Origin of the sequence: Paracoccus actinidiae, assembly GCF_030863885.1 — a bacterium.
Classification (GTDB): Bacteria; Pseudomonadota; Alphaproteobacteria; order Rhodobacterales; family Rhodobacteraceae; genus Paracoccus; species Paracoccus everestensis.
Window position 1 is genome coordinate 1098040 of the sequence record NZ_CP132956.1, and the last position, 25230, is coordinate 1123269.

The 25230-nt window shown below is 67.8% G+C and carries 20 protein-coding genes; 9 read left to right on the forward strand and 11 right to left on the reverse strand.

Features of this window, described 5'->3' with window-relative positions; genetic code table 11:
- Window positions 1–3: 3 nt before the first annotated feature.
- The 7 genes from Q5701_RS05550 to Q5701_RS05580 all read right to left on the reverse strand — a co-directional run bounded on the left by Q5701_RS05550 (window position 4) and on the right by Q5701_RS05580 (window position 11411).
- The gene (locus tag Q5701_RS05550; protein ID WP_306754231.1) at window positions 4–1494 is read right to left on the reverse strand and encodes a sensor histidine kinase; all 1491 of its coding nucleotides are present in this window, start codon (window positions 1492–1494) and stop codon (window positions 4–6) included.
- Window positions 1495–1584: 90 nt separating this feature from the next.
- Entirely contained in the window at window positions 1585–2634 is a 1050-nt protein-coding gene (locus Q5701_RS05555; protein WP_306754232.1) for a methyltransferase domain-containing protein, read from the reverse strand.
- 143 nt (window positions 2635–2777) lie between these two features.
- Complete coding sequence (locus Q5701_RS05560; protein ID WP_306754233.1) at window positions 2778–3830, reverse strand: alpha/beta fold hydrolase; 1053 nt, start codon at window positions 3828–3830, stop codon at window positions 2778–2780.
- 55 nt (window positions 3831–3885) lie between these two features.
- Window positions 3886–7065 carry a DEAD/DEAH box helicase gene (locus Q5701_RS05565; RefSeq protein WP_306754234.1) on the reverse strand — a complete coding sequence of 1060 codons (3180 nt, stop codon included), beginning with the start codon at window positions 7063–7065 and terminating at the stop codon, window positions 3886–3888.
- Window positions 7066–7178: 113 nt separating this feature from the next.
- Window positions 7179–8096, reverse strand: a complete 918-nt coding sequence (locus Q5701_RS05570) for a recombinase family protein (protein WP_306754235.1) — start codon at window positions 8094–8096, stop codon at window positions 7179–7181.
- A 332-nt stretch (window positions 8097–8428) separates the two neighbouring features.
- Window positions 8429–10288 carry a potassium transporter Kup gene (locus Q5701_RS05575; protein WP_306754236.1) on the reverse strand — a complete coding sequence of 620 codons (1860 nt, stop codon included), beginning with the start codon at window positions 10286–10288 and terminating at the stop codon, window positions 8429–8431.
- A 145-nt stretch (window positions 10289–10433) separates the two neighbouring features.
- The gene (locus tag Q5701_RS05580) at window positions 10434–11411 is read right to left on the reverse strand and encodes a LysR family transcriptional regulator (protein ID WP_306754238.1); all 978 of its coding nucleotides are present in this window, start codon (window positions 11409–11411) and stop codon (window positions 10434–10436) included.
- Window positions 11412–11575: 164 nt separating this feature from the next.
- Here Q5701_RS05580 and Q5701_RS05585 point away from each other — a divergent pair, with 164 nt between their 5' ends.
- From Q5701_RS05585 to pcaD, 9 genes are all read left to right on the forward strand, one after another.
- Window positions 11576–12760, forward strand: a complete 1185-nt coding sequence (locus tag Q5701_RS05585; protein WP_306754240.1) for a muconate/chloromuconate family cycloisomerase — start codon at window positions 11576–11578, stop codon at window positions 12758–12760.
- A gap of 4 nt (window positions 12761–12764) precedes the next feature.
- Window positions 12765–13055: a muconolactone Delta-isomerase gene (gene catC / locus Q5701_RS05590; RefSeq protein WP_306754241.1), complete on the forward strand. Its 291-nt coding sequence runs from the start codon at window positions 12765–12767 to the stop codon at window positions 13053–13055.
- Window positions 13056–13125: 70 nt separating this feature from the next.
- A complete protein-coding gene (catA, locus tag Q5701_RS05595) occupies window positions 13126–14064 on the forward strand; it encodes a catechol 1,2-dioxygenase (RefSeq protein ID WP_306754242.1) in 939 nt (312 codons plus the stop codon).
- A gap of 113 nt (window positions 14065–14177) precedes the next feature.
- Window positions 14178–15530, forward strand: a complete 1353-nt coding sequence (locus Q5701_RS05600; RefSeq protein WP_306754244.1) for an SRPBCC family protein — start codon at window positions 14178–14180, stop codon at window positions 15528–15530.
- Window positions 15527–16042 carry a benzoate 1,2-dioxygenase small subunit gene (gene benB, locus Q5701_RS05605; protein ID WP_306754246.1) on the forward strand — a complete coding sequence of 172 codons (516 nt, stop codon included), beginning with the start codon at window positions 15527–15529 and terminating at the stop codon, window positions 16040–16042. Before Q5701_RS05600 ends, benB begins: the two co-directional genes overlap by 4 nt.
- Window positions 16043–16082: 40 nt before the next feature.
- Window positions 16083–17102 carry a benzoate 1,2-dioxygenase electron transfer component BenC gene (benC, locus tag Q5701_RS05610; protein ID WP_306754248.1) on the forward strand — a complete coding sequence of 340 codons (1020 nt, stop codon included), beginning with the start codon at window positions 16083–16085 and terminating at the stop codon, window positions 17100–17102.
- Window positions 17099–17884 carry a benzoate diol dehydrogenase BenD gene (benD, locus tag Q5701_RS05615; protein ID WP_306754249.1) on the forward strand — a complete coding sequence of 262 codons (786 nt, stop codon included), beginning with the start codon at window positions 17099–17101 and terminating at the stop codon, window positions 17882–17884. Before benC ends, benD begins: the two co-directional genes overlap by 4 nt.
- Before the next feature lie 37 nt (window positions 17885–17921).
- Complete coding sequence (locus Q5701_RS05620; protein ID WP_306754250.1) at window positions 17922–19253, forward strand: MFS transporter; 1332 nt, start codon at window positions 17922–17924, stop codon at window positions 19251–19253.
- Window positions 19254–19316: 63 nt separating this feature from the next.
- Window positions 19317–20105 carry a 3-oxoadipate enol-lactonase gene (gene pcaD / locus Q5701_RS05625; protein ID WP_306754251.1) on the forward strand — a complete coding sequence of 263 codons (789 nt, stop codon included), beginning with the start codon at window positions 19317–19319 and terminating at the stop codon, window positions 20103–20105.
- A gap of 84 nt (window positions 20106–20189) precedes the next feature.
- Here the strand turns inward: pcaD and Q5701_RS05630 are convergent, their stop codons facing one another.
- The 4 genes from Q5701_RS05630 to Q5701_RS05645 are packed head-to-tail and all read right to left on the reverse strand — an operon-like array spanning window position 20190 to window position 25212.
- Complete coding sequence (locus Q5701_RS05630) at window positions 20190–20936, reverse strand: SagB/ThcOx family dehydrogenase (RefSeq protein ID WP_306754252.1); 747 nt, start codon at window positions 20934–20936, stop codon at window positions 20190–20192.
- A 4-nt stretch (window positions 20937–20940) separates the two neighbouring features.
- Window positions 20941–22260, reverse strand: coding sequence for a YcaO-like family protein (locus Q5701_RS05635; protein WP_306754253.1), 1320 nt, complete (start codon window positions 22258–22260; stop codon window positions 20941–20943).
- Window positions 22257–23378: a TOMM precursor leader peptide-binding protein gene (locus Q5701_RS05640; protein WP_306754256.1), complete on the reverse strand. Its 1122-nt coding sequence runs from the start codon at window positions 23376–23378 to the stop codon at window positions 22257–22259. The genes Q5701_RS05635 and Q5701_RS05640 overlap by 4 nt, the downstream gene beginning before the upstream one ends.
- The gene (locus tag Q5701_RS05645) at window positions 23350–25212 is read right to left on the reverse strand and encodes a RiPP maturation radical SAM C-methyltransferase (protein WP_306754257.1); all 1863 of its coding nucleotides are present in this window, start codon (window positions 25210–25212) and stop codon (window positions 23350–23352) included. The genes Q5701_RS05640 and Q5701_RS05645 overlap by 29 nt, the downstream gene beginning before the upstream one ends.
- Between the last annotated feature and the right edge of the window lie 18 nt (window positions 25213–25230).

A 25230-nucleotide genomic window follows, 5' to 3' on the forward strand; every position in this document is an offset into this window, starting at 1 on the left:
CGTTCAGGCTGCCTGGTCGCTGACCGCATCGACCGATGCGGTCAAACGGAACGCGATTCCCGCAGGCCTGTATTCCAGTTCCGCCGCGCCTTGCAGTTGATCCGGCAGCACTTGCAGGATCAGGCGCGAACCGAAGCCGCGGCGGTCGCTTGGGGTAACGACCGGCCCCCCCGTTTCGATCCATTCCAGCCGGAAGACCTGGTCGGCGCCCACCGACCAGCCGATCCGCACCCTGCCTGCGGGCGTGGACAGCGCCCCATACTTGACCGCGTTGGTCGCCAGTTCGTGCAAGGCCAGGGAAATGGAGATCGCGGCATAGGGACCGACCCGCATATCGGGACCGGACAACTGGAAGGCGTCGGGTCCGGGACCCTGAAAGGGATGGATCGCGGTTTCGACAAGGGTGCGCAGATCGGCGCCGTTCCAGCTTTCCCGTGTCAGCACGTTATGGGCGCCCGACAGCGCCATGATCCGCGCGGTGATGGCCCGGGACGCATCTTCGGGGTTGGCGGCGTGGCGCAGGGTCTGGGTGACAATCGACTGGACCGCCGCCAGCGTGTTCTTGACCCGGTGGTTCAGTTCGTTGATCAACAGCCGCTGGTGGTTTTCGGCCCGGACGCGTTCGGTAACGTCGGACCCTTGCACAAAGACCTGGGCGATGGTGCCGTCCTCGTCCCGGATGGGCTGATAGACGAAATCCACGAACCGTTCCTCCAGCGGCCCTTCGTCCCGCCAACGCAGCAGGATGGGCTGGGCCGCACGCGTCACCGCCTCGCCCGAAGCGAAGACATGATCCAGCAGGTCGAAAAAGCCCTGGTCGACAACCTCGGGCAGGGCGTCGCGGACGGTCAGGCCCATCACGTCGCGTCCGCCGATCAGCTTGCGGTATTCCGGGTTGACCAGGGTAAAGCGGCGATCGGGACCGCTGACCATGGCCATGAAGGTGGGCGCCTGGGCAAACAGGCGTTGCAGGCGCTGGAATTCCTCTCGGTTGCGGCGCTCGGCCAGAACGCGGTCGGTCGTCTCGATGACGATGGCGATCACGCCTGCGGGTTTGCCGTCCTCGTCCAGAACCGGGGAATAGTCCAGGTTCATCCAGACCTGTTCGGGATAGCCCTTGCGATGCAGCGTCAGTTCCTGGTCCTGATAGGCCAGCGTGCCGCCCCCCAGGCCCACCTTCATGACGTTGTCGTTGAAATCCGCGACCTCGGGCCAGCCTTCGCGCACGTTCGACCCGAACAGCGCCGGGTGCCGATGCCCGGCAAAGACGGAATAAGCGTCGTTATAGATCATCACCCCCGACTCGCCCCACAGCATGACCATGGGGACCGGGGAATGGATCAGCAGCGCCGTCGCGGTCTTCAGCGATTGCGGCCATGTCTCGACCCGGCCCAGGGGCGTGGTGCCCCAGGCAAAGTCCCGGACAAGCTGCGCGGCAGACCCGTCATGGCCCAGAAAGGCAAAGGGATCGTCAGTGGGCATGGGCGGCGTCATGCTGGTCCTTGGCGGCTGCAACAGCAGGACATAGGCGTGAAATGAATGCGGGCGTCAATCCCGCCATCCTGTTCTTTTCGGGGGCCGGCCCTATCGCGCCTCCAGCACCATGTTCAGCGGCGTTTCGGCCACGCGCCGGACATGGTTGAAGCCGCCCGACCGGACCACGGCGGCGATGCGCGCCTCGCCCGCCTGCGCGCCCAGGGCAAGGCCGGTTTCCTGCGCCAGCGATGTCGGCACGCAGATCATCGTCGAGGCCGAATAATAGATGCGCCCCACGGGATTGAGGTTGTCTTCCAGCCGGTCGCCCGCGGCAGGCTCGACGATCATCCAGGATCCGCCGGGCTTCAGGGCCTTGCGGATATGCGCGGCCGCCCCGGCGGGATCGCCCATGTCGTGCAGGCAGTCGAAGCAGGTGATCAGGTCCAGATCCTCGGCCGGGAAATCCTGTGCCCGGGCCACGGCGAAACGCAGGTTCGTCAGCCCGTGGCTGCGCGCGTGCGCGGTCGCTGCCGCGATGGAACCGGGGTGAAAGTCGAAGCCGGTGAACTGCGAGGCCGGAAAGGCCTGGGCCATGACAATGGTGGAAACCCCGTGGCCGCAGCCCACATCGGCCACCGTCGCGCCTGACCGCAGACGTTCTGCCACCCCGTCAAGCGCGGGCAGCCAGTCCTGGACCAGGGCGTTGACATAGCCGGGCCGGAACAGCCGCGCCACGGCGCAGAACAGGCAGCCCGCCTGGTCGCCCCAAGCCACGCCCTTGCCGGTCTTGAAAGCCACCTGCACCTTGGCCTGATTTTCCGACATCGCGGCGGCGGTGTCAAAGGCCCCGACCAGGTTGACCGGGCTGTCGGGTTCCGCGAAAACCATCGCCTGTTCAGGGGTCACCGAAAACCGCCCGTCGTCATGGGTCACATAGCCGGATGCAGCCTGGGCCGACAGCCATTCGCGCAGGTATCGCGGCGCGCAGCCGCTGGCGGCGGCCAGATCCTCGACTGTGACCGGGCCTGTGTCGCGCAAGGCGCGGTAAAGGCCCAGTTCGTCGCCGATCCGCACCAGCGGCACGCTGAAGGCGCCGCCCAGATCGCCTAGAACGCGGCCGACCAGCTCGCCCAATCGGGCGTCATCAACTTGGGTCATCGTTTCATCCTCCGCGCGGCGAAAGGCGCCGCATGAACAGGATGGGCGCGTGGATGCGTCGGCGCATGGGCCGCTTGTCCCGCCAGTCCCCAGGAAATGCCGCGCATGATGGGGCAAATGGCCCGCGATGCGCCGCGTGGCGGTCACGCCCCAAGCGCCAGAACGATGGCCTGCGCCCGGCTTTCGACGCCCAGCTTGTCAAAGATCACCGACAACTGGTTGCGCACGGTTTTTTCGCTTTTGCCCAGCCGTTCGGCGATGGCGCGGTTGTTCAGGCCCTTGGCGACCAGATCCAGCACCTGCGCCTCGGCCGGGGTCAGGGCGGCGCGGCGCAGGGCCGGGGGTGCCCCGTCACGGCCCAGGAACCGCGCGATTTCCTCCTGCATCACGGTCCAGGCGGGTTCGCCGGGCAGAAGAACATGGTTTGCGCTGTCCAGCGGCACGAAGCGGGCATCCGGGATCAGGGCGGCCAGCTTGCAGCCTTCCTCGAAGGGGACGCGCATATCGTCGCGGCTATGCAGGATCAGGGTGGGCACCCGCAACTGCCGGGCCTGATCGGTCACGTCGATGCCCTGCATTTCCCACAGCAGCCGCGCCGCCACGTCGGGGGCGGCGGTCAGGCGTTCCAGGTCGCCCCACCACCGATGCTGTTCGGCGGTGCCGCCGGGAATGAACAGGTTGGTGAAGAACTGGCAAAAGGCGGGGTTTTCGCGGCCCCAGCCGATGCGGACGAAATTGACAAGGGTTTCGGCCTCCAGCCGTTCGGCCTCGGATCCGGCGCGCACCCGCCCGCCCTGGGCATAGGCGTTCAGCAGCACCAGATGCGACACCCGGCCCGGATGGGCCAGGGCAAAGCGGATCGCCAGGGCGCCCCCTTGCGACAATCCCAGCAGGACGAAGCACGGATCCGCGATGGTGGCCGCGACCGCGTCCAGGTCGGTCTGCCAGGCGTCAAAGGACAGGTCGGCCACGAAACGGTCCGACAACCCGCAGCCGCGCGGGTCATAGCGCACGAAGCGGTATTGCCGGGCGAACGCGGCCAGCCAGGGCCGCCAGACCGGGCTGTCAAGATCATGGTGGCAATGGCTCAGCCAATGCGCCGCGCGCAGCATCACCGGTCCCTGCCCGCAGGTGGCGACGGCAATGCGCGTGCCGTCGGCCGCATGGCAAAAGCCTATGGTCTGGTGCAGCGACATGGCCGGAAGATGATACCCCCCGCGGCCGATTCCGCCTAGCCCGCCCCGCCGCCCGTCAGGCCATCCGTTCCAGCAGGTCGCTTGCCACGTCCAGCCGGTCCTCGGGGCCGGGGTGGTGCAGGGTCAGGCGCCTGTCCTCGACCGTCAGTCCTTCCAGATCGGATGCCAGGGGCGCGCGGTCCGCCATGTCCACGCCGTCGCGGAAACACAGCGCCACGCCTTCCGGGCCAAGGCTGAGGGTTTCGACCCCCAGCGTCGCGCCAAGCGCGCGCAAACCGGCCGCGCGCAGCAGCGTCTCGACCGGTTCCGGCGGGGTGCCAAAGCGGTCCGCGATCTCGTCCGCCAGGCGCGCCACCTCGTCCGCCTTCGCCGCGCGCGCGATGCGGTGATAAAGGTCGATGCGGTTTTCCGGTTCGGGGATGTAATCGGCGGGGATGTGGCCCGGCTCGCCCGGAACCTGCGGCGGCGGGGGAATGTCCATGTCGCCCTTGGCGCGGCGCAGGGCCTGGGCCAGCATCTGCTGATACAGGCCAAGGCCCACCCGCTGCACATGGCCCGCCTGCTGGTCGCCCAGCAGATCGCCCGCGCCGCGCCGGTCCAGGTCGGCGGCGCTGATGGCCATGCCCGCGCCCAGCCGGTCCATGGCCTGAAGCGTCCCCAGGCGCTTGCGCGCATCGTCGGACAGATCCTCGCCCTCGGCGGTCAGAAGGTGGCAATAGGCCTGCACCGGACCGCGCCCGACCCGCCCGCGCAGCTGGTGCAACTGGGCCAGGCCGAACAGCGCCGGGCGCAGGATCACCATGGTGTTGGCGCGGGCCACGTCCAGCCCGCTTTCGATGATGCCCGTTGCCAGAAGAACATCGCCGTCGCCCCCGGCAAAGCCCACCATCACCTCGTCGATCTCGCGCGCGGAAAGGGCGCCATGCGCCACTTGCAGGCGCAGGCCGGGAAGCAGGCGTTCCAGGCGGTCCGCCACCGGCGCGATGTCCTCGACCCTGGGAACGACGACGAAGCCTTGGCCGCCGCGCCGGTGTTCGCGCAGCAGCGCCTGGCGCAGGGTCGTGTCGCCGTCATCGGCGATCAGGGTGCGGATCGGGCGGCGGCGGGCCGGGGGCGTGTGAAGATAGCTGAGGTCGTGCAGGCCGACCAGTGCGGTCTGCAAGGTGCGGGGGATGGGCGTGGCGCTCATCGACAGGACGTGCAGGCCCTGGCCCAGTTCCCGCAGCCTTTCCTTTTGCGCCGCGCCGAACCTCTGTTCCTCGTCGATCACCAGCAGGCCAAGATCGTCAAAGCTCACCCCCTTGCCCAGCAGGGCATGGGTGCCCACCGCGATGCGCACCGACCCGTCGGCAAGGCCCGCGCGCGTGGCGGCGGCGGGCTTGCCCGTAACCAGCCGCGACAGATGCCCCACGGTGATCCCGAAAGGGGCGAAGCGGCGACGAAAAGTTTCAAAATGCTGCCGCGCCAGAACGGTGGTGGGGGCGCAGACGGCCACCTGACGCCCGCTCAGGGCCGCCGCCGCAGCCGCGCGCAGGGCGATCTCGGTCTTGCCAAAGCCCACGTCGCCGATCACCAGCCTGTCCATCGGCCGCCCCGATGCCATATCGGCCAGCACTGCGCGCACCGCAGCCGCCTGATCGGGCGTCGGCTGAAACGGAAAGCGCGCGATAAACCGTTCATAATCGCGCGCGGGCGGGACCAGTTCGGGCGCCGTTGCCGCATCCCGCGCGCGGGCAAGCTCTACCAGGTGATCGGCCAGCGTGGCCAGGGCCGCGGCCGTGGCCTCGCGGCGCTTGGGCCAAGCCGTTCCGCGCAGGCGGTCGGGCTTGACCCCCGCCTCGGCCGTGCCATAGCGCCAGATGCGGCCCGCGTCATGGGTGGGAACCATCAGGCGTTCGTCGCGGGCGAATGTCAGGCGGATGCCCTCGGGTCCAGGACGGTCGGGGTCCAGAGGCTCCAACCCGTCCAGCCGGGCCAGGCCGTGTTCCTCGTGGACGACGATATCCCCCAGATCCAGCCCGGCACCCGGCAGCGCCAGGACCGGGGCCGCGCGGTTGCCGGGTCCGGCGCGGCTGCCCAGCAGATCCTGGGCGGTGATGACAACCAGATCCCCGGTCACCGCGCCCTCTGCCAGATCAGCCAGAAGAACGGATCGGTCGTGGGCTTGGGCATCGGCCCAATCGGCGGCGGGTGCAGGCGGATGTCCGTCGGCCTGGGCCACCATGCGCGTGATGCGCCCCCGTTCCGCCCCCGACCCCGCGACAAGAACCAGCCGCCGCCCCGCCACGGCAGCGTCGCCCAGAAACTGCGCCAGCCGGGCGCGCGGCCGGGCGGCGGCGGCAAAGGCGGGAACGGCGGTCCAGTCCCCAGGGGGCAGGGTGTCGATGCGAGACGCCAGTTCGGCCCATTCCCGCGCCCCCAGATACAAGGCATCGACGGGCAGCGGGAAGGCGCCATCGGCCTCGGCCTCGGCGCGTGCTTCCTCCAGCCGAGCCAGCCGTTTTTCGGCCAGGTCCAGCGTCGCGGACAACGCGGTGATGCGGGCGCCGGCCATGTGGTCGGGCAGGATCGTCAGGGCGGGCCAGGCCTTGGGCAGGCGATGTTCCGCCCCGCGATCCCAGGCGTCATCGGCTGGGGGCAGTTCCGTGACGGGCACGATGTCCAGCCTGTCGATATCGCGGATGGACCGCTGGGTGACGGGATCAAAGCAGCGCAGCGCCGTCACCACCCCGTCCGACAGCTCGATCCGGCAAGGCAGCGCGTCGCCCGCGGCAAAGATCTCGACCGTGCCGCCGCGAATGGCGATCTCTCCCGGTTCGTCGATGCGGTCGTCGGTTGCGTATCCGGCGCTGCTGGCGAATGCCTCAAGCGCACCCGTGTCCAGGGGATCGCCCGGCCGGACGGAAAGACTGCGCACGGCCTGCGGGGGCGGCAGGCGTTGCAGCAGGACGGACAATGGCGCCACAAGAATGTCGCCGGGCCGGGGATCGTGCAACTGGTGCAGAACGGCCATGCGGCGGCCCATCGCGTCAGGCGTGGGCGAGGCCCCGTCGAAGGGCAGGCAATCCCATGGCGGCAGGAACAGCACGCGCCGGCCCGGCAGCACGCCGCGCAGGAAGGCGGCAAAGGCCTCGGCCGTCCGTTCGTCGCGGGCAAGGTGCAGGACCGGGCCTTCCGGGCCAAGGTCGCGCAAAAGGGCCAGGGCTTCGACGCACGCGGAAAAGGGGTCGGACATCTGCACCTCTGATCGTCGCCTTGGTCAGGGGATCTGCCCGCGTCGCCTGCATAACTGCGACCGCCCCCGTGTCGGTTCCGGTCTCCGCCGGGCGAAAGGCGAAAGAGGGAGCGTCACAGGGCCGTCTTTCCCGAACCGGGGCCATCTGCATCCACCCGGCCCATCCCTCGTTTCTCTGCCTGTTGCAGCAGCATCCGGACGGTCGAGGGGTACCATTTGGCATTCCCGCGCGGGGTGCGCTCGTGCATCTGCTCCAGGCGCTTGGCGATGCCCGCCAAGGTCAGGTCGGGGTCGGCGTGGCGCATTCCCGCGACGATCGCCATCAGGCGGTCGCCCGGATCGCGGCGCGGCGCGCGTTCCAGGACCGTGGCCGGCAGCAAGCCATCGCGGACATAGCGTTTGGCGGCACGCTTCAACCGCTCGACCAACCAGTCCTGGCCGGTGCGGGCCTTGACCAGGCGGGCCAGGTCGTCCCAAGCCATGGCCGGGCGGTGGCGGCGCAGCAAGGGCAGCCACTGTTCGGCGCCCGCCTCCAGCTTGCGGAAATAGCTTTCGTCGCGGGCCGTCCGCAGCTTGCGGATCGCGTCGCGGTCGCCCGCCCGCAGGCCCGGGTTGCCGCCCACCCGGCCCTGGGCGCGGGCCGATCGCAGGCCCGCCTTTGTGCGCTCGCGGATCAGCGCGCGTTCCAGTTCCGCCACCGCCCCCATCACCTGCAGCGAAAACGTCCCCTGTGGCGTGGTCGTGTCCACGGGATCGCCCAGGGACCGGAAATGCGCGCCCCGCGCCTTCAGCCGCTCGATCACCTCCAGCAGGTGCGACAGCGACCGGGCCAGCCGGTCCAGGCGCACCACCACCAGCGTGTCGCCGGGCCGGATCGCGGCCAGCAGGCGCGCCAGGGCCGGGCGGGCGCGGTCGGCGCCCGAGGCGTGTTCCTCGTGAATGGCAGCACAGCCCGCCTCGCGCAACTCGTCGCGCTGCGGGTCAAGGGTTTGTTCGCCCGTCGAGACGCGGGCATAGCCGATGAGTGCCATGGAAAAAGGGTCCGTCCTGGGGCCAGAAGCGGCAGCATACACTGTTGTGAGGCGGGATGAAACGGTCGTTTGATGGCATATCCGCTGTGCAGACAGGGCGCAGGCGTCCGGCGTTTCTTGCCGGCATTCGCCAAATGACTGCTGGAATCACCCTGCCCTGCTGGGGAACAAAAACCCTGTTTCCAGAAACCGGGCCTGATCCGCAGATGATTCCTCAATTGCGCCCATGATTCGCCACGCCCTGCCCTTGCGGCAGATTTGAAACATAAGCAGAACACGCGAAAGCCCTTACAAGGCCTTCGCGTGACCGGATACTGGCGCAAACGCCGTTTTCAGATGTTCTTCTGCTGTCCGAGTTCCACCACCCGATTCGACGGCAGGCGATAGTAATTCGTCGGCTCGGCAGCGGAACGGTACAGCCGGACGAAGATCCGGCCCATCCAGCGGGGCATCAGCGTGCCCTTGCCCGACCGCAGCGTCCGCCGGTTCAGGAAGAACGAAGTGGACATGATGTCGAATTTCTGGCCCTCGCGCTTGGCGCTTGCCAGGGCGCGGGGGACGTTCGGCTGTTCCATATAGCCAAAGGACAGCCAAGCCCGCCAGAAGCCGGGCGCGATGCTTTCCAGGCGCAGGCGCGCGTCGTCGGGGACGCGGGGGGTGGTCGCGCTTTCGACCTTCACGATGAAGTTGCGCTGATGCAGGACGCGATTGTGCTTGAGGTTGTGGAGCAGCGCGGGCGGGGCGGCCATCGGATCGGCCGTCAGGAACACCGCCGTGCCCGGCACGATGACCGGGGGCGATTTCGACAGCTTGCCGGCCAGCAGGTCCATGCTGATGCTTTCGACCGCCAGCTTGTCCTGCAACCGGCGCATCCCCTCGATCCAGATCAGCATCAGGACAATGGCACAGGCGGCAAAGACCAGCGGGATATAGCCGCCGTCCAGCAGCTTCATCAGGTTGGCCGTGAAGAAGATCAGCTCCATCCCCAGGACCGGCACCATCACGATGGCGATCAGCGGCCATTTCCAGTTCCACGCCCAGCGGAACACGATCACTGCCAGGACCGAGGTGATCACCATGTCCCCCGTCACGGCGATGCCATAGGCGCTTGCCAGCCGCGCGGACGACCCGAAGGACAGCACCAGGGCCACCACGCCGACCAGCAGGACCGTGTTGACCTTGGGCAGGTAAATCTGCCCCGCCTGCAGGTCCGATGTGTACTTGATGTGCAGGCGCGGCAGCAGGCCCATCTGCACGGCCTGCGCCGCCACCGAAAACGCGCCCGAGATCACCGCCTGCGACGCGATCACGGTTGCCGCCGTGGCCAGGATCACCAGGGGCGCCAGGAACCACGACGGCGCCATCAGGAAGAACGGGTTGGACACGGTTTCCGGGTGCGCCAGGACCATGGCGCCCTGCCCCAGATAGGACAGCGCCAGGGCCGGAAAGACCATCACGGTCCAGGCGGTGCGGATGGCGCTGCGCCCGAAATGGCCCATGTCGGCATAAAGGGCCTCGGCCCCCGTGACGGCCAGGAAGACCGATCCCAGCACCGGCAGCGCGGCCATGCCGTATTCGGTCAGGAAACCGGCGGCGCGCAGCGGGTTCAGCGCCTGGATGATGCGCGCGTCATCGGCGATATGGCCGATGCCCAGGGCCGCCATGGTGGAAAACCACACCAGCATCACCGGCCCGAACAGCCGGGCGATCCGGTCCGTCCCGCCGCTTTGCACCCAGAACAGCACGATCACGATGCCAAGTGTGACGGGGACGACCCAAGGCTTGAAGTCCGGCTCGACCAGGGTCAGCCCCTCGACCGCGGACAGGACGGAAATCGCGGGCGTGATCATGCTGTCCCCGAAGAACAGCGACACGCCCACGATCCCCAGCAACAGCAGCAGGCGCCGCCGCCTGGCAAGCGGCCCGGCCTTGAGCGCGCCTTGCGCCTTGGCGACCAGCGACAGGGTGCCGCCTTCGCCGTTGTTGTCGGCCCGCAGGATAAGGATGACGTATTTCACCGTCACGATCAGCACGACCGTCCAGAACAACAGCGACACGATGCCGATCACCGATGTTTCGGGCAGCCCTTCCTCATGCGCGTGGACCAGGGATTCCCGCAGCGCATACAGCGGCGAGGTGCCGATGTCGCCGTAAACGACCCCCAGGCAGGCCAGCACAAGCGCGGGCGTCATGCGGGACGGACCATGGTGTTGGGATGCAATATCCGCGCCGGACGGGCTGGCAACGGCTTCTTCGCTGGCCATTCCGGCACTCCGACTGCGATATCCGCAGGGATATGCGCCTGTCCGGGAAGTGCTTCAAGACAAATTTACCGGATCACTCCCGCAACCCGGCGCCTTTTCCATCGGGGGTTGAAGGATCGTCTTCCCGTCCTGAGGGCCGGACGTTGTTCGCTTCCAGCCAGGCGGGATTTTCGGCATACATGTCGCGGATCAGCGTCTTGGCCATGGCAAGATAGCGCGACGTGTCGCCCGCGCGGTGGTTCAGGATCACCGGCGACACCGCCCGAGGGCTGTCGATCACGCGATAGCGGACATCGGACCGCATCTGCCGGGCGGATGAGGGGATGATGCAGATGCCCGATTCGGCGGCAACCAGGCCAAGCGCCGTCTGGATTTCGCGGACCTCCAGCACCTCGGCCGGGGTGATGCCGTCGTCGCGCAGCACGGCCAGGACCTGGTCGGCATAGCTGGGGCGCGGCTCCTTGGGATAGACGATCAGCTTCTGCCCGGCCAGGGCCGACAAGGGCAGCGGACTGTCGTCGCCTGCCAGGGGCGTCCCCTGCGGCAGGGCCGCGACCAGCCGTTCCTCCCTCAACACGGTGCTGGTGACATTGGGATCGTTGTGCCGCAGACGGCCAAAGCCCATGTCGATGCGACCTTCCTTCAGTGCGGGGATCTGCTGGATCGACAGCATCTCAAGCAACTGGATGTCCAGTTCGGGGGCGTTCTGGCGCAGCTTGCGCACCAGCATCGGCAACCCGCCATACAGCGTCGAGGCGACAAAGCCGATGGACAGCAGCCGGTTGCGGTTCAGCCCGACCCGGCGGGTCGCGTCCTTCATCTGGTCCACGCGGCCCAGCACCTGCATCGCCTGTTCGTAAAACAGCCGCCCCGCGTCGGTCAGCTTGACGGGGCGGCTTTTGCGCACGATCAGGGCGACCCCCAGTTCTTCCTCCAACAGCTGGATCTGGCGGCTGAGCGGGGGTTGCGCGATGTGAAGAATCGCAGCCGCGCGGGTGAAATTGCGTTCCCGCGCCACGGCGGCGAAGTATCGCAACTGACGCAGATCCACGGCTTGCCCCCGTCTGGAACCACAAAAATTCGCCCGTTTCAGGTATTCTGCCCTGCGGCAAGCCCCTGAAACCCCGTCTTTTCCAAGCTATAATACCTTGAAGGTATGATTGCCAATCCAAATGGTGTTGGACGGATGGCGGGACGCGGCGTCATCTTGGCGACATGAACCAGTCATTCGCCCCCCACGCCACCACATCCGCCGCCCCCGTCGTGACGCGGGTGGACACGGTGATCCTTGATCTGCCGACCATCCGCCCGCACAAGCTGTCGGTCGCGACGATGAACGGCCAGGTCCTGACCCTGGTGCGCATCCATTGCAGCGACGGGATCACCGGCATCGGCGAATGCACCACCATCGGCGGCCTGGCCTATGGCGGCGAAAGCCCCGAAAGCATGAAGACCAACATCGACGCCTGGTTCGCGCCGGTGATGGTGGGCCAGGACGCGACGCGGGTGCAGGCGCTGATGGCGCGGATCGGCCGCATGGTGCGCGAGAACCGTTTCGCCAAGTCAGCGGTAGAGACCGCGCTGCTGGATGCGCAGGGCAAGCGCGTCGGCCTGCCGGTCAGCGAGCTTCTGGGCGGACGCAGACGCGACCGGCTGCCGGTGGCCTGGACGCTGGCCTCGGGCGATACCGCGCGCGACATCGCGGAAGCCGAAAAGATGCTGGATCTGCGCCGCCACAACATCTTCAAGCTGAAGATCGGCGCACGCCCCATCCGCGACGACATCGCACATGTGGCCGCAATCAAGATGGCCCTTGGCGACCGTGCGGCGGTGCGCGTCGATGTGAACATGGCCTGGTCCGAGGGCGAGGCCGCATTCGGCATGGCGGCCCTGGCCGATGCGGGCTGCGACCTGGTCGAACAGCCCGTCGCCTCGACTGCGGCGCTGTCGCGGCTGGTGCGGCGCTTCCCGGTGGCGCTGATGGCCGATGAATCGCTGACAGGCCCGGAAAGCGCCTTTGAACTGGCCCGCGTCCAGGGCGCCGATGTCTTTGCCGTCAAGCTGGAACAAAGCGGCGGCGCCTTCAATGCGGGCCGGGTCGCGGCCATCGCGGACGCTGCGGGGATCGGGCTTTACGGCGGCACCATGCTGGAAGGCGCGGTGGGCACGGTGATCTCCGCCCATGCCTTTGCCACCTTCGCGAACCTTCAGTGGGGCACCGAACTGTTCGGCCCGCTGCTGCTGACCGAGGAAATCCTGACCCAGCCGCTGGATTACAGCGATTTCGAACTGACCGTGCCGGGTGGCCCCGGCCTCGGCGTGACGCTGGACGACGACCGCGTAGCCTTTTTCGCCCGCGACGGCATCCGCAAGACGATCAGCCTGCCCGGAAAGGTGTAAGACCATGCTGTTTCATGTGACCATGGACGTGAAGATCCCCCGCGACCTGCCCGCCGATGAACGCGCCGACATCCTGGCGCGCGAAAAGGCCTATTCCCAGGACCTGCAGGCCCAGGGCAAATGGCGCCACATCTGGCGGGTCGCCGGGCAATACGCCAACGTCAGCATCCTTGACGTGCGCGACAACGACGAACTGCACCAGATCCTGTCGGGCCTGCCCTTGTTCCCCTTCATGCAGATCACCGTCATGCCGCTGCTGCGCCATCCCTCGGCGATCCGGGACGACGACAGCTAAGCCATCCCGACGGGGCGGCAGAGGGAGCTGCCCCGCCCAGTTTCCAAGCGAATCCAGGAGGAGAAAAACCATGACCGTCAAGATTTTCGACCGTCCCGACGTGCAAGAGTTCCTGCGCGAGCTCAGCGGCCTGAACGCCGCCGACGGCAATCCGCGCATGAAGCAGATCGCCCATCGCCTGATGTCGGACCTGTTCCGCGCGATCGACGACCTGAACATCACCCCCGACGAATACTGGACGGGCGTGGCCTGGCTGAACGACCTGGGCGCGGCCGGTCAGGCTGGCCTGGTGTCGCCGGGCCTGGGACTGGACCACTTCATCGACGAGCGCCTGGACGCCATCGACGCCGCCATAGGGATCGAGAACCCGACGCCCCGCACCATCGAAGGCCCGCTGTATGTGGCCGGCGCCCCTGAATCGGTGGGCTTTGCGCGCCTTGACGACGGCGCCGATACCAACGGCCACACGCTGATCATGCATGGCACGGTCCACGGGGCCGACGGTCAGCCGCTGGCAGGCGCCAAGGTCGAGGTGTGGCACTGCGACACGCGGGGCTTTTATTCCCACTTCGATCCGACCGGCAAGCAGGCGCCCTTCAACATGCGCCGCACGATCATCACGGATGAAAACGGCCGCTACAAGTTCCAGAGCATCCTGCCCAGCGGCTATGGCGTGCCACCCGGCAGCCCGACCGAGGCGCTGCTGACCGCCCTTGGCCGCCACGGCCAGCGCCCGGCGCATATCCACTTTTTCATCAGCGCCGATGGCCACCGCAAGCTGACCACCCAGATCAACATCGAGGGCGATCCGCTGATCAACGACGACTTCGCCTATGCGACCCGCGACGGCCTGGTGCCCCATGTGATCGAGCGCACGGATGAAGACAGCATCCATGCCAATGGCCTCAACGGTCCCTTCGCCGAGATCAACTTCGACATCCACCTGACCGCCCTGGTCGAGGGGATGGACAACCAGATCAACGAACAGCGCCGTCGCGCCGCCGCGTAAGCGGCCCCCGGACGGCCCCGGAGGGAGGGCCGTCCACCCCCACCCGATCTTTTCATCATCGACATTGGCAGGGGCCAGGCCGCAAGGCGCGCCGCCCCTGGGGAGGAGAAATCATGTCCGCGATCATCGAAAAGGCCCGCGATTTGGATCACCTGCTGGACGTGGCCGTCCAGGACGACAAGGAGGCAGGCCTGTTCCGCTGCCGCCGCGACATCTTCACCAACGAGGATCTGTTCGCGTTGGAGATGAAGCACATCTTCGAGGGCAACTGGGTCTATCTGGCGCATGAAAGCCAGATCCCCGAGGTGAACGATTACTACACCACCTGGATCGGCCGCCAGCCGGTCGTCATCACCCGCGACAAGACAGGCACCCTGAACGCCGTCATCAACGCCTGCGCCCACAAGGGGGCGATGCTGTGCCGCCGCAAGCAGGGCAACAAGGGCAGCTTCACCTGCCCCTTCCATGGCTGGACCTTCGCCAACACCGGCAAGCTGCTGAAGGTCAAGGACGCCAAGACAACGCAATATCCCGACCAGTTCAACCAGGACGGATCCCACGACCTGACCCGCGTGGCGCGGTTCGAATCCTATCGCGGCTTCCTGTTCGGCAGCCTGAACGCCGATGTCGCGCCGCTGACCGAATTCCTGGGCGAGACCACCACCATCATCGACCAGATCGTCGACCAGGCCCCCGAGGGACTGGAGGTTCTGCGCGGCAACTCCACCTATATCTATGACGGCAACTGGAAGTTGCAGATGGAGAACGGCTGCGACGGATACCACGTCAGCTCGGTCCACTGGAACTATGCCACCACCATGGACCGCCGCAGCGAAACCGGCACCAAGGCGGTCGATGCCAACAGCTGGTCCAAGTCGGTCGCCGGGGTCTATGGCTTCGAGAACGGCCATATCCTGCTGTGGACCAACACCAAGAACCCCGAGGTGCGCCCGGTCTTCAACCGCCGCGAGGAAATTGCCGCCCGGCTGGGCGAGGAAAAGGCGGGCTTCATCGTCAACCAGACGCGCAACCTGGGGATCTATCCCAACGTGTTCCTGATGGACCAGTTCAGCACCCAGATCCGCGTGGTGCGCCCGCTGTCCGTGGACAAGACCGAGGTCACCATCTTCTGCTTCGCCCCCAAGGGCGAGAGCGCCGAAGACCGCACGACCCGCATCCGCCAGTACGAGGATTTCTTCAACGTGTCCGGCATGGGCACGTCCGATGACCTGGAGGAATTCCGCGCCTGCCAGACGGCCTATGCCGCGCCCTTGTGGAACGACATGTCGCGGGGCGCCCCCCTGTGGGTCCATGGTCCCGATGAAAACGCCCGCCGCATGGGCCTGAACCCGCTTCTGTCGGGCGAACGCAGCGAGGACGAAGGCCTGTTCGTCTGCCAGCACGAATACTGGGCCAGGACCATGCGCGAAGCCCTTGCCACCGAAAAAGCAGGAGAAGCGGCATGAGCCTGGATCACAGCATCACCACCCCCGGCATCGACCATGCCGCCATCTGCGCCTTCCTGTATCGCGAGGCGCGCCTGCTGGACGACCGGCAATGGGACGAATGGCTGAGCTGCTATGCGCCCGATGCGTCCTACTGGATGCCGGCCTGGGACGACAACGACCAGACGACCGAGGATCCGCAGTCCCAGATCTCGCTGATGTATTATCCCAACCGCGAGGGGCTGGAGGACCGGGTGTTCCGCATCAAGACCGAACGGTCCGGCGCATCCACCCCCGAACCCCGCACCAGCCACACGGTCAGCAATGTCGAGGTGGTCGCGGATCGCGGGTCCGAGGTGGACGTGCGCTACAACTTCCACACGCTGAACCACCGCTACAAGACCACGGACCAGTTCTTCGGGACCATGTTCGTGACCCTGCGCCGGGACGCCGAAGGGCTGCGCATCAGCGCCAAGAAGATCGTCCTGAAAAACGACTATATCCGCCAGGTCATCGACGTTTACCACGTCTGACGGCCGCCAGACCCACGCACACCGCAAGGAGGAGGCGACCATGTGCTATACCATCGCGCTCAATTTCGAGGACGGCGTGACCCGCTTTGTCGGCTGCAAGCCGGGCGAAAAGGTTCTTGATGCGGCGTTCCGCGCCAAGATCAACCTGCCGATGGACTGTTCGGACGGCGTCTGCGGCACCTGCAAGTGCCGCGCCGAAAGCGGCAGCTATGACCTGGGCGACGATTACATCGAGGACGCCCTGACCGAGGACGAGGCCGCGGAAGGCCTGGTCCTGACCTGCCAGATGGTGCCGTCGTCGGATTGCGTGATCTCGGTGCCGGTGACGGCCGCGTCCTGCAAGACCGGCCAGCAGGTCTTTTCCGCAACCGTCGCCCGGATCGAGCCGCATCAGGATGCGGCCGTGGTGCTGGAACTGGCCGTGGACGAGGCGCCTGCCTTTCTGCCGGGGCAATATGTCAATATCGGCGTTCCCGGCAGCGGCGACCACCGGTCCTATTCGTTCAGCACGGCGCCGGGCGACGGCACCTCGGGCTTTCTCATCAAGAAGATCCCCGACGGGCTGATGAGCGGCTGGCTGGCCCGCGCCAAGCCCGGCGACCGCCTGGACCTGACCGGGCCGATGGGCAGCTTCTATCTGCGCGATGGCGACGGCCCGCTGTTGTTCCTGGCGGGCGGCACCGGCCTTGCGCCCTTCCTGTCCATGCTAAAGGTTCTGGCGCGGGCGGGATCGCGGCGGCAGATCCACCTGATCTATGGCGTGACGCGGGATCAGGATCTGGTGCTGGTGGATGATATCGCGGCCCTGGCCAACCGGCTGCCGAACTTCACCTTTGCGACCGTGGTGGCCGATCCCGCGTCGGATCATCCGCGCAAGGGCTGGGTCACCCAGCATATGCCCGAGGAGATGCTGGCTGCGGGCGAGGCCGACGTGTACCTGTGCGGCCCCCCGCCGATGGTCGATGCGGTGCGCCACTACTTGGACAGCAACAACCTCCGCCCCGCCAGCTTCCATTACGAGAAGTTCACCCCCAACGCGCCCCTGAAGGCCACCGCATGACGGGCGCGGTCTTTGCCGGGCGCTTTGCGGGCAAGGTGCTGGTCGTGACCGGCGCCGCGCAGGGGATCGGCCGCGCCGTGGCCCTGCGCGCGGCGGCGGAAGGGGGCCGGGTGCTGCTGGTGGACCGCGCCGATTTCGTGACCGATGTCGCGGCCGAGGCCGGGAACGGGGCTGCGGGCTTCACCGCCGACCTGGAAACCTGGGACGGCGCGGATGCCGCCATGCGCCATGCGGCGGACACCTTCGGCGGCATCGACATCCTGATCAACAACGTGGGCGGCGCGATCCGGATGCGGCCCTTTGCCGAGTTCGAGCCGACCCAGATCGACGCGGAAATCCGCCGGTCGCTGATGCCCACGCTGTATTGCTGCCGCGCGGTGCTGCCGCATCTTCTGGCGCAAGGCGGGGGCACCATCGTCAACGTGTCGTCCAATGCCACGCGCGGCATCCACCGCGTGCCCTATTCGGCGGCCAAGGGCGGCGTGAACGCGGTCACGCAGTCGCTGGCCATGGAACTGGCGGGCCAGAACATCCGGGTGGTGGCCACCGCCCCCGGCGGAACCGAGGCGCCGCCCCGCCGCATCCCCCGAAATGCCGAAGGCGACAGCGCCGACGAACAGCGATGGATGTCGCAGGTCGTGGACCAGGTGAAGCAATCGGCCTTCATGCAGCGATACGGCACCATCGAGGAACAGGCCGCGCCGATCCTGTTCCTGGCCTCGGACGAGGCGTCCTACATCACCGGCTCCGTGCTGCCCGTCGCGGGAGGCGACCTGGGCTGACGCGAAAAAACCAACAATGACTGGGAGGAAACAAGGAATGCGCAACATAGACGTAAGCCAGGCCATAGACCAAGGCCCGTTCGGACGTTTTCAATGGATGGTGGTCGCGCTGTGCGGCGCGCTGCTGATCGTGGACGGATACGACGTGTTCGTGGCGGGCACGGTGCTGCCCACGCTGATCGCGGAATGGGGCCTGACCAAGCCGCAGGCGGGCGCGCTGCAAGCCTGGGCGCTGTTCGGGATGATGTTCGGCGCGCTGATCCTGGGGCCGCTGGCCGACCGGATCGGCCGCAAGAAGGGCGTGGCGATCAGCTTCGTGCTGTTCACCTCGGCCACGGTAATGACGGGCTTTGCCAATTCGCCCGAACAGTTCAAGATCTTCCGCTTCATCGCGGGCCTGGGCTGCGGCGGGCTGATGCCGAATGCCGTGGCCCTGATGAACGAATATGCGCCCAAGCGGTTGCGCGGCACGATGGTCGCGCTGATGTTCTCGGGCTACTCGGTCGGCGGCATGGTCGCGGCGGGGCTGGGTATCGGGCTGATCCCCTCGTTCGGGTGGCAGCCGATGTTCTTCATCGCCGCCGTGCCGCTGCTGCTGCTGCCGCTGATCCTGTGGAAGCTGCCGGAATCGCTGGGCTTCCTGATCCGCCAGGGCAAGCAGGACGAGGCCCGGCGCATCTTTGCCAAGATCAACCCCGCAACGCCGCTGGGTGCCGACGACCGCCTGGTCTTTTCCGAAGCCAACGGCGCCAAGGCATCCATCGCCGAACTGTTCCGCCACGGCCGCGCCCTGCGCACGCTGATGCTGTGGCTGTCCTTCTTCTGCTGCCTGCTGCTGGTCTATCTGCTGTCGTCCTGGCTGCCCAAGGTTCTGCAAGAGGCCGGCTATGCCGAACGCGCCAGCCTTCTGTCGCTGTTCAGCCTCAACTTCGGCGGCATGGCGGGCGCGATCCTGGGCGGACGGATGGGCGACCGCTTCGGGCTGCCCAAGGTCGTGGTGGGCTTCTTCGCCGCCGCCGCGCTGTCCATCGCCCTGATCGGCTTCAACCCCGCGCCGGGGCTGCTGTTCGCCCTGGTCTTCGTGGCGGGTGCCACCACCATCGGCACGCAGATCCTGCTTTATGCAAGCGTGGCCCAGCTTTACAACCTGTCGGTCCGCGGGGCGGGCCTGGGCTGGGCATCGGGCGTGGGCCGGATCGGCGCCATCGTCGGGCCGACCTTGGGGGGCGTGCTGCTGGCGCGCGAACTGCCGCTGGGCCAGAACTTCCTGATCTTCGCGATCCCGGCGGCGGTGTCCACCGTGGCGATGGTGGTCTTTGCCCTTGCCAACGGACGGCACCGCGACACCGCGCAGCTTGCCGCCGCCTGATCTTGCCGTAACACTGGCGCGCGGTCCCCCCGGGCCGCGCGCCTTTTCATTGGAAAGCTCGCCATGCCCCATCTGGACCTGCCGACCCACCGCCTTCATTACCGCATCGACGGCGCAGCCGAGGACAAGCCCTGGCTGACCTTCTGCAACTCGCTGGGAACAGACCTGCAGACGTGGGACGCCCAGATCGCCGATCTGTCAAACGATTTCCGCATCCTGCGCTATGACCGCCGGGGCCATGGCCTGTCCGGCACCCCGACCCCGCCCTATGCCCTGGGGGATCTGGGGGCCGACGTGATCGCGTTGTGGGACGCGCTGTCGATCACCCGCAGCCATTTCTGCGGTCTGTCCATCGGCGGGCTGACCGGGCAATGGCTGGCCGTCCATGCGGCGCCGCGCCTTGACCGGGTGATCCTCTGCGCAACGGCGGCCCGGATCGGCACGGCGGACAGCTGGACCGCCCGGATCGCCGATGTCCGGGCCAATGGCCTGTCAGGCCTGGTTCCCGCAACGGCCGAGCGGTGGTTCACGCCCGGCTTTCGCGCGGCCCGGCCCGCCGTTGTCGAGGCGATCCTGGACAGCTTCGCCGCAACCTCGGCCAATGGTTACATCGGCTGCTGCGCGGCCCTGGCCGGGGCCGATCTGCGCGGCGATCTGCCGCGCATCGCCGCGCCCGTGCTGGCGATTTCCGGCGACAACGATCCGGTCTGCCCGCCCGCCGACCTTGCGGCGATTGCCGGCGGCGTGCCGGACGGCCGCCACCTGTCCCTGCCGGGGCGCCATATCGTGAACGTGGAATCCGCCGCTTCCTTCAACGCCACCATCCGGGATTTCCTGACGGCCGCGTCCTGAAGGACCGGGACTGCCAAGACGCGATGGCACGTCATGGTGGATCAGGAAATCCACCGCCATGAAGAAGGCCTTGTCCCGAACCCGCTAGCCCTCGGGGGTGCCGATGGCGATGGTATAGACGATGCCTTCGTCCGGCTGGTCAAGGCCCAGCAGCCGGTTCAGCGCGCCGTCGCGAAAGCCGCCCATGCACAGGCTTGCCAGGCCCAGTTCGGCGGCCGCAAGGCACAGGTTCTGCGCGACATGGCCCGCTTCCAGCAGGACATAGCGATAGCCGCGCGGCCCGTATTTCGCCTGGGTGCGGGCGAACACCGCGCCCAGGCACAGGATCACCGGGGCCTGGGCCACATAAGGCCAGGTATAGAACACCGGGGCGGCTTCCCCCTGCCAGGGTCCGGGCCGGGTCAGTTCCAGCGCCTCGCCCAGGGCGTCGAAATGGTGGATGCCGGGGACCAGCCCCTGCACCCGTGCAACAAGCGCGTGGATTTCCAGCGGATAGGTGCCGCCCGCCGACGGCACGGTGCGCCGCAGGAACTGCCCGCCGCCCTCCATCCGGTCGGGCCCGCAGATGCCATAGCCCGCGCGCAGGATCGCGGCCAGGCTTGCCAGCGGCAGCGGGTCGGGACGAAAGGCGCGGACCGAACGGCGGGCGGTGGCCAGGATTTCGACTCCGCCCGGCGCGGTGGGCGGCAGGGGCACGCGCGGCGCATCGGGATGGCTGGCAAAGGCTTGCAGATAGGGCCCGGCGCGATAGGCGGTCTCGTTCAGCCAGGGTTCCGAGTTCAGGTGGAACAGCCGCGACAAGGAAAACGGATCGTCGGATGGCAGGGTCATGGCGTCACGCAAGGGGATGGGGACAAGGGTTCAACCGGTCTTCCGTCAGGGGCACGGACCGCAGGCCCCAGCGGATCGGGGCGTCGAACAGGCGCCGCCCGCCGAACCGCCCTTCGCCATGGCCGAAATGGATCGGCTGGAAACCGGTGGCGACGCAGCGGACCACGCGCGGCCCCAGGGCGGCGATGTCCGGCGTGGTGATGTCGCAAAAGGCAACCCGCGCGCCCGCCGTCCGGAGGCCCGCGACGATCAGGGCCAGGGCTTGCGCCGGGGCGGCGGTGCTGCGCGGCATCCGGTCCAGCGTGGTGCGCTTGCCTGACGCCAGAAGAAAGTCGAACTCGGCCCGTTGTTCGGGCAGGGCGTGAAACAGCGGGTGATCGTCCAGGTCGCGCACGTCTGCATAGGTCCGCAGCCGCCCGGCGATATCGCCCCGCGCCATGCGCACCGCCATGGAGGGCCGGGCCTGGCACAGTTCGAACACCGCCTTGTCGATGGCCGCGCCCGCGTCCAGATCGCAGCCCATGCCGATCACCCGCGCGCCCTGGGCGGCGGCGTCGGGATTGTCCGCCACCGCCATCACCACGACCGGCGCCTGGTCCGAGGCCAGCCACAGCAACCGCACCCCCACCCCGAAACGGGCGTAATGACGGATGACCGACGCCGCCATGCAGCCGGTTTCCGGCGTCTCGACCAGCGTGGCGGGCAGGCGGTTCGCCCATGTGATCATCAGGGCGTCGCGTTCGATGACCTCATACAGCCCGCCGACGACGGCGCGGTCCCCATCCGCCCCGGCGGCCAGGCCGTTTGAGGTGATGGCCGTCACATGATCGACCGGACGCGGCGTCGGGCTAACCAGATAGACCAGGGCGGCGGGCAGATCGACGGGATCCCCGCCCGGCAGCTCGACCCCGGTGATCCAGCTTGTTTCCGCCTCGTCCGACCAGCGGGGATAGGGCAACCGGCCCGCCGCATATTGCGCGTCGGAATACAGCACCAGGTCGGCGGGCGTGATGGCCCCTGCCGCCGCGCGGTGGACATGGACCCGGGCTGCGTCCCAGTGAAAGGCGGAATACCGCTCGATCGCCTCGCCCAGGGCCGACAGTTGCGCCTCGGCGCGGCTGCGGCCCTTGCCCGCGTTCAGCCGTTCGGCGGGACCGGCGGCGCGAAAGTCGAAATGCGCCAACGTCGCGGTCCACAGATGCGGGGGGCACGGCTCCTCGGGTCCGCGGCCCTGGGGGGCCATGTCGCGCACCAGGCCGCAGCGGCGGCTGACCAGGGCATCCATCAGGCGGGCGGCCTCGGTTTCGGGATCGGGCACGCTCATCCCCCGGTTCCGCAGACCGGGCAGCCGGGCTTGCGCAGGACGCTGTGCTTGTCCTGGTGCAGGCCTGGCAACTGGATCACCAGCAAGCGCCTGTCCAGCATCGGCTCTCCCGCGCCGGTCAGGATCGCCAGCACCTCGGCCGCCATCATGCCGCCGACGATATCGGCGCCCACCGACAGGTTCTCGCGCCGCCCCGACAGGTCGCTGTGCAGCCGGTCGAGGTGGCGTTCCAGGGCAAAGCGCGCCTGCGGATTGGCGGCAGAGGCCACCTCTCTCATCCGCCAGCACAGATAGCAGGGCGCGTCGAGATCGCCGGAAAAGCCCGGCCCGACGACCAGATCCAGGCCTTCCAGGCTGCCTGCCAGCCACCGCATCCCCATGTCGCGGCAGGCCCGGTTCAGCTTCAACGCCAGGTTCAGGTCCGCCGATTCTAGGCAGCAGAGAGCCATGGCCGCGCCTTGCAAAAGCTCTGCGATGGCGGCGCTGTCCCCGGGGCGGGCGGGGTGCGCCGTGACCCGCGTATCGGGCGCCAGGGTTCCCACGGCGCCGGCCAGGACCGTCGCGCGGGGCTGACCCGCGTCATCGGCGCGATACAGGGCCGAGAAATAGGGATCGGTCGCCGACACCGTTTCCCCGTCCACGATCAGCAGCTCGCCGATCCCGGCGGCGGCCAGGTTGCGCGCCAGCACCGCCCCCGGCCCGCCCGCGCCGAACAGCACCACCCGCGCGCCCGACAGATGGCGCTGCGCCGCCGGCCCCTCGGGCGCGGTTTCGGCAAGCCAGCCCATTTGCGGCAACAGGCGTGCCGAAGGATCGGTGTCCCCCCGCTCTTGCGCCGGGGCGGCATCGACGACGATCCCCTGCCCCGCCAGCATTTCCAGGGCGCTAACCAGATCGCCCGGCGCAAAGGTGTCGGCCACCGCATCGCAGATGCCGTCCAGGTCGTGCCGTCCGTCCAGAAGCGGCACGACCTTGCGCGCGAATTCGCGAAAGGAATGGCCCTTCAGCGTGACCGACCGCCGCCAGGACACCACGCGCCACACCTCGTCCCCGTTCTCGTCGGGGGGTTCGGTCCAGGTCAGGAAATGATCAGGCAACAGCGGGTTCCGGATGGGCATGGCTTCTCTGGGGGATGGGCTGGGGCCGGGTGCGGAACACGGCCAGGGCCAGGACGCGGTCCCCCTGGCGCGCGACAAGGGCATCATTGTCAAGGGCGGCAAGCGCGGCCTCGACGGGGGCGGGGTCCGCGCCGGTCGCATGGGCCAAGCCCGCAAGGCTGGCGGTGCTGTCGCACAACGCGTAAAGGCGCGCCGCAAGCCCGGTCAACCGGTGGACCGCTTGTCGCGCCATGGGACGGCTGTCGCGGATGGTCACACCGTCCGCGTCGAAATCCGCGTCCAGCCGGGGCGCCGCCACGGGGTCCACCCGCGCAGCCTTCCAGGCGGCCACCTGGGCCTGCACCGCGCCCAGGTAATCCTGGGGATCGCGTCCGTCCGCATGGTCGAAATCGAAGAAATAGGCCAGCCGCGACAGTTCCTGGCGCCCGAAGGGATAAACGTGGAAATAGGCGCGCGCCGGGCGCATCCGGCGGATCCCCAGGGCCTCGGCCCGGTTGTGGAAGGGGCTGAAGCGGTCCAGCCGCAGCATCCCGCAGGAACAGGGCGGATCCAGATGCGCCAGCCGCGGCATCAGCGCGGCCATGGCCTCGTAATCGGCCGGATCCTCGCCGGGAAAGCCGGCCAGCACGTTCCAGGCGACCTCGATCCCCAATTCCGCGCACCACCGCATCAACTGGATGTTCTGGAACCCGGTGCAGCCCTTGTCCATCAGCCGCAGCACATGGTCCGAGAAACTCTCGATCCCCGGCTGGATCTGGGTGACGCCGCCCGCCCGCATCCGGCGCAACTGGTCCAGCCGCAGGTTCGATTTCACCTCGTAGAACAGATCCAGTTCCAGCCCGGCCTGGGCCAGCCGGGGAAATAGCGTGTCGATGTATTTCATGTCCAGGATGTTGTCGACGCAGCCGATCCGCCGGGTCTGGTGGCGTCCGGTCAGCCAGGCGATCTCGTCGAAGGCACGGTCGGGCGACTTGGACCGGAAGGCCATGGTGTCGCCGTTCAGCCCGCAGAAGGTGCAATGGTGCTTGGCCCCCCACCAGCACCCGCGCGAGGTTTCGAACACCAGATGCCCCTCGAAGGCCCCGGCCATGGGCGATGCAGCAAGGCGGGCGAAGTAATCGTCGAAATCGGGAAAGGGCAGCGCGTCCATGGCGGTCACGCCCTGCGACCGGACGGCCACCTGCGCCGCGCCCTGGGACAGCACGCCTGCCGGGGCGCAGCCCACGGATCCGCCGGCCAGCCAGTCCAGCAGCCGGGGAAAGCTGATATCGGCCTCTCCCGAACACAGGTGGTCGATGCAGGGAAAGCTGCGGATCAGCTGCAACCCCATCTCGCCCTCGCAATTGGCGCCGCCGAAGACGACAATCGGCGCATCCGCGCGGGCCTTCAGCCGCCGGGCAAGGGCCAGGCAGGCGCAGGTCTGGTGAAACACGGTGCTGAAGCCCACCACGTCGGGCTTGGACGCCATGATCTCGTCCGCCCAGCGGTCCAGCCATTCGGGCATCACCCGGCGGATCTCCATGATCGCCGCCAGCAGGTCGCGGTCCTGGCCCAGATAGGGAATGACGATCTGGCCGAAGAAATCCTCGGGGGACGATATCTGGTCGCCGAACAGGTCGGCGGCAAAGATCCATTCGCCGATCAGCAGGTTCGGCGGAAAGCTGGTGGCGATGCGCTGATAGGGGACCAGCCCCACGGCGGATGCCAGATCGATGTTGACATAGATCGCCCGGGCATCATGGCCCGCCGCCCGCGCCTCGGCGATCAGCAGGCCCACGCCCATGGCGGGCCTGCCGATATCGGCGAAAGGCACGACCGGGAAAACGATACGCATGAAGCCCCGCCTTTCGTA

Excerpts from the sequence above, each read along its gene's own strand:
- Q5701_RS05550 (WP_306754231.1), bottom strand. The coding sequence starts at position 1,494 with ATGACGCCGCCCATGCCCACTGACGATCCCTTTGCCTTTCTGGGCCAT.
- Q5701_RS05555 (WP_306754232.1), bottom strand. The coding sequence starts at position 2,634 with ATGACCCAAGTTGATGACGCCCGATTGGGCGAGCTGGTCGGCCGCGTT.
- Q5701_RS05560 (WP_306754233.1), bottom strand. The coding sequence starts at position 3,830 with ATGTCGCTGCACCAGACCATAGGCTTTTGCCATGCGGCCGACGGCACG.
- Q5701_RS05565 (WP_306754234.1), bottom strand. The coding sequence starts at position 7,065 with ATGTCCGACCCCTTTTCCGCGTGCGTCGAAGCCCTGGCCCTTTTGCGC.
- Q5701_RS05570 (WP_306754235.1), bottom strand. The coding sequence starts at position 8,096 with ATGGCACTCATCGGCTATGCCCGCGTCTCGACGGGCGAACAAACCCTT.
- Q5701_RS05575 (WP_306754236.1), bottom strand. The coding sequence starts at position 10,288 with ATGACGCCCGCGCTTGTGCTGGCCTGCCTGGGGGTCGTTTACGGCGAC.
- Q5701_RS05585 (WP_306754240.1), top strand. The coding sequence starts at position 11,576 with ATGAACCAGTCATTCGCCCCCCACGCCACCACATCCGCCGCCCCCGTC.
- catC (WP_306754241.1), top strand. The coding sequence starts at position 12,765 with ATGCTGTTTCATGTGACCATGGACGTGAAGATCCCCCGCGACCTGCCC.
- catA (WP_306754242.1), top strand. The coding sequence starts at position 13,126 with ATGACCGTCAAGATTTTCGACCGTCCCGACGTGCAAGAGTTCCTGCGC.
- Q5701_RS05600 (WP_306754244.1), top strand. The coding sequence starts at position 14,178 with ATGTCCGCGATCATCGAAAAGGCCCGCGATTTGGATCACCTGCTGGAC.
- benB (WP_306754246.1), top strand. The coding sequence starts at position 15,527 with ATGAGCCTGGATCACAGCATCACCACCCCCGGCATCGACCATGCCGCC.
- benC (WP_306754248.1), top strand. The coding sequence starts at position 16,083 with ATGTGCTATACCATCGCGCTCAATTTCGAGGACGGCGTGACCCGCTTT.
- benD (WP_306754249.1), top strand. The coding sequence starts at position 17,099 with ATGACGGGCGCGGTCTTTGCCGGGCGCTTTGCGGGCAAGGTGCTGGTC.
- Q5701_RS05620 (WP_306754250.1), top strand. The coding sequence starts at position 17,922 with ATGCGCAACATAGACGTAAGCCAGGCCATAGACCAAGGCCCGTTCGGA.
- pcaD (WP_306754251.1), top strand. The coding sequence starts at position 19,317 with ATGCCCCATCTGGACCTGCCGACCCACCGCCTTCATTACCGCATCGAC.
- Q5701_RS05630 (WP_306754252.1), bottom strand. The coding sequence starts at position 20,936 with ATGACCCTGCCATCCGACGATCCGTTTTCCTTGTCGCGGCTGTTCCAC.
- Q5701_RS05635 (WP_306754253.1), bottom strand. The coding sequence starts at position 22,260 with ATGAGCGTGCCCGATCCCGAAACCGAGGCCGCCCGCCTGATGGATGCC.
- Q5701_RS05640 (WP_306754256.1), bottom strand. The coding sequence starts at position 23,378 with ATGCCCATCCGGAACCCGCTGTTGCCTGATCATTTCCTGACCTGGACC.
- Q5701_RS05645 (WP_306754257.1), bottom strand. The coding sequence starts at position 25,212 with ATGCGTATCGTTTTCCCGGTCGTGCCTTTCGCCGATATCGGCAGGCCC.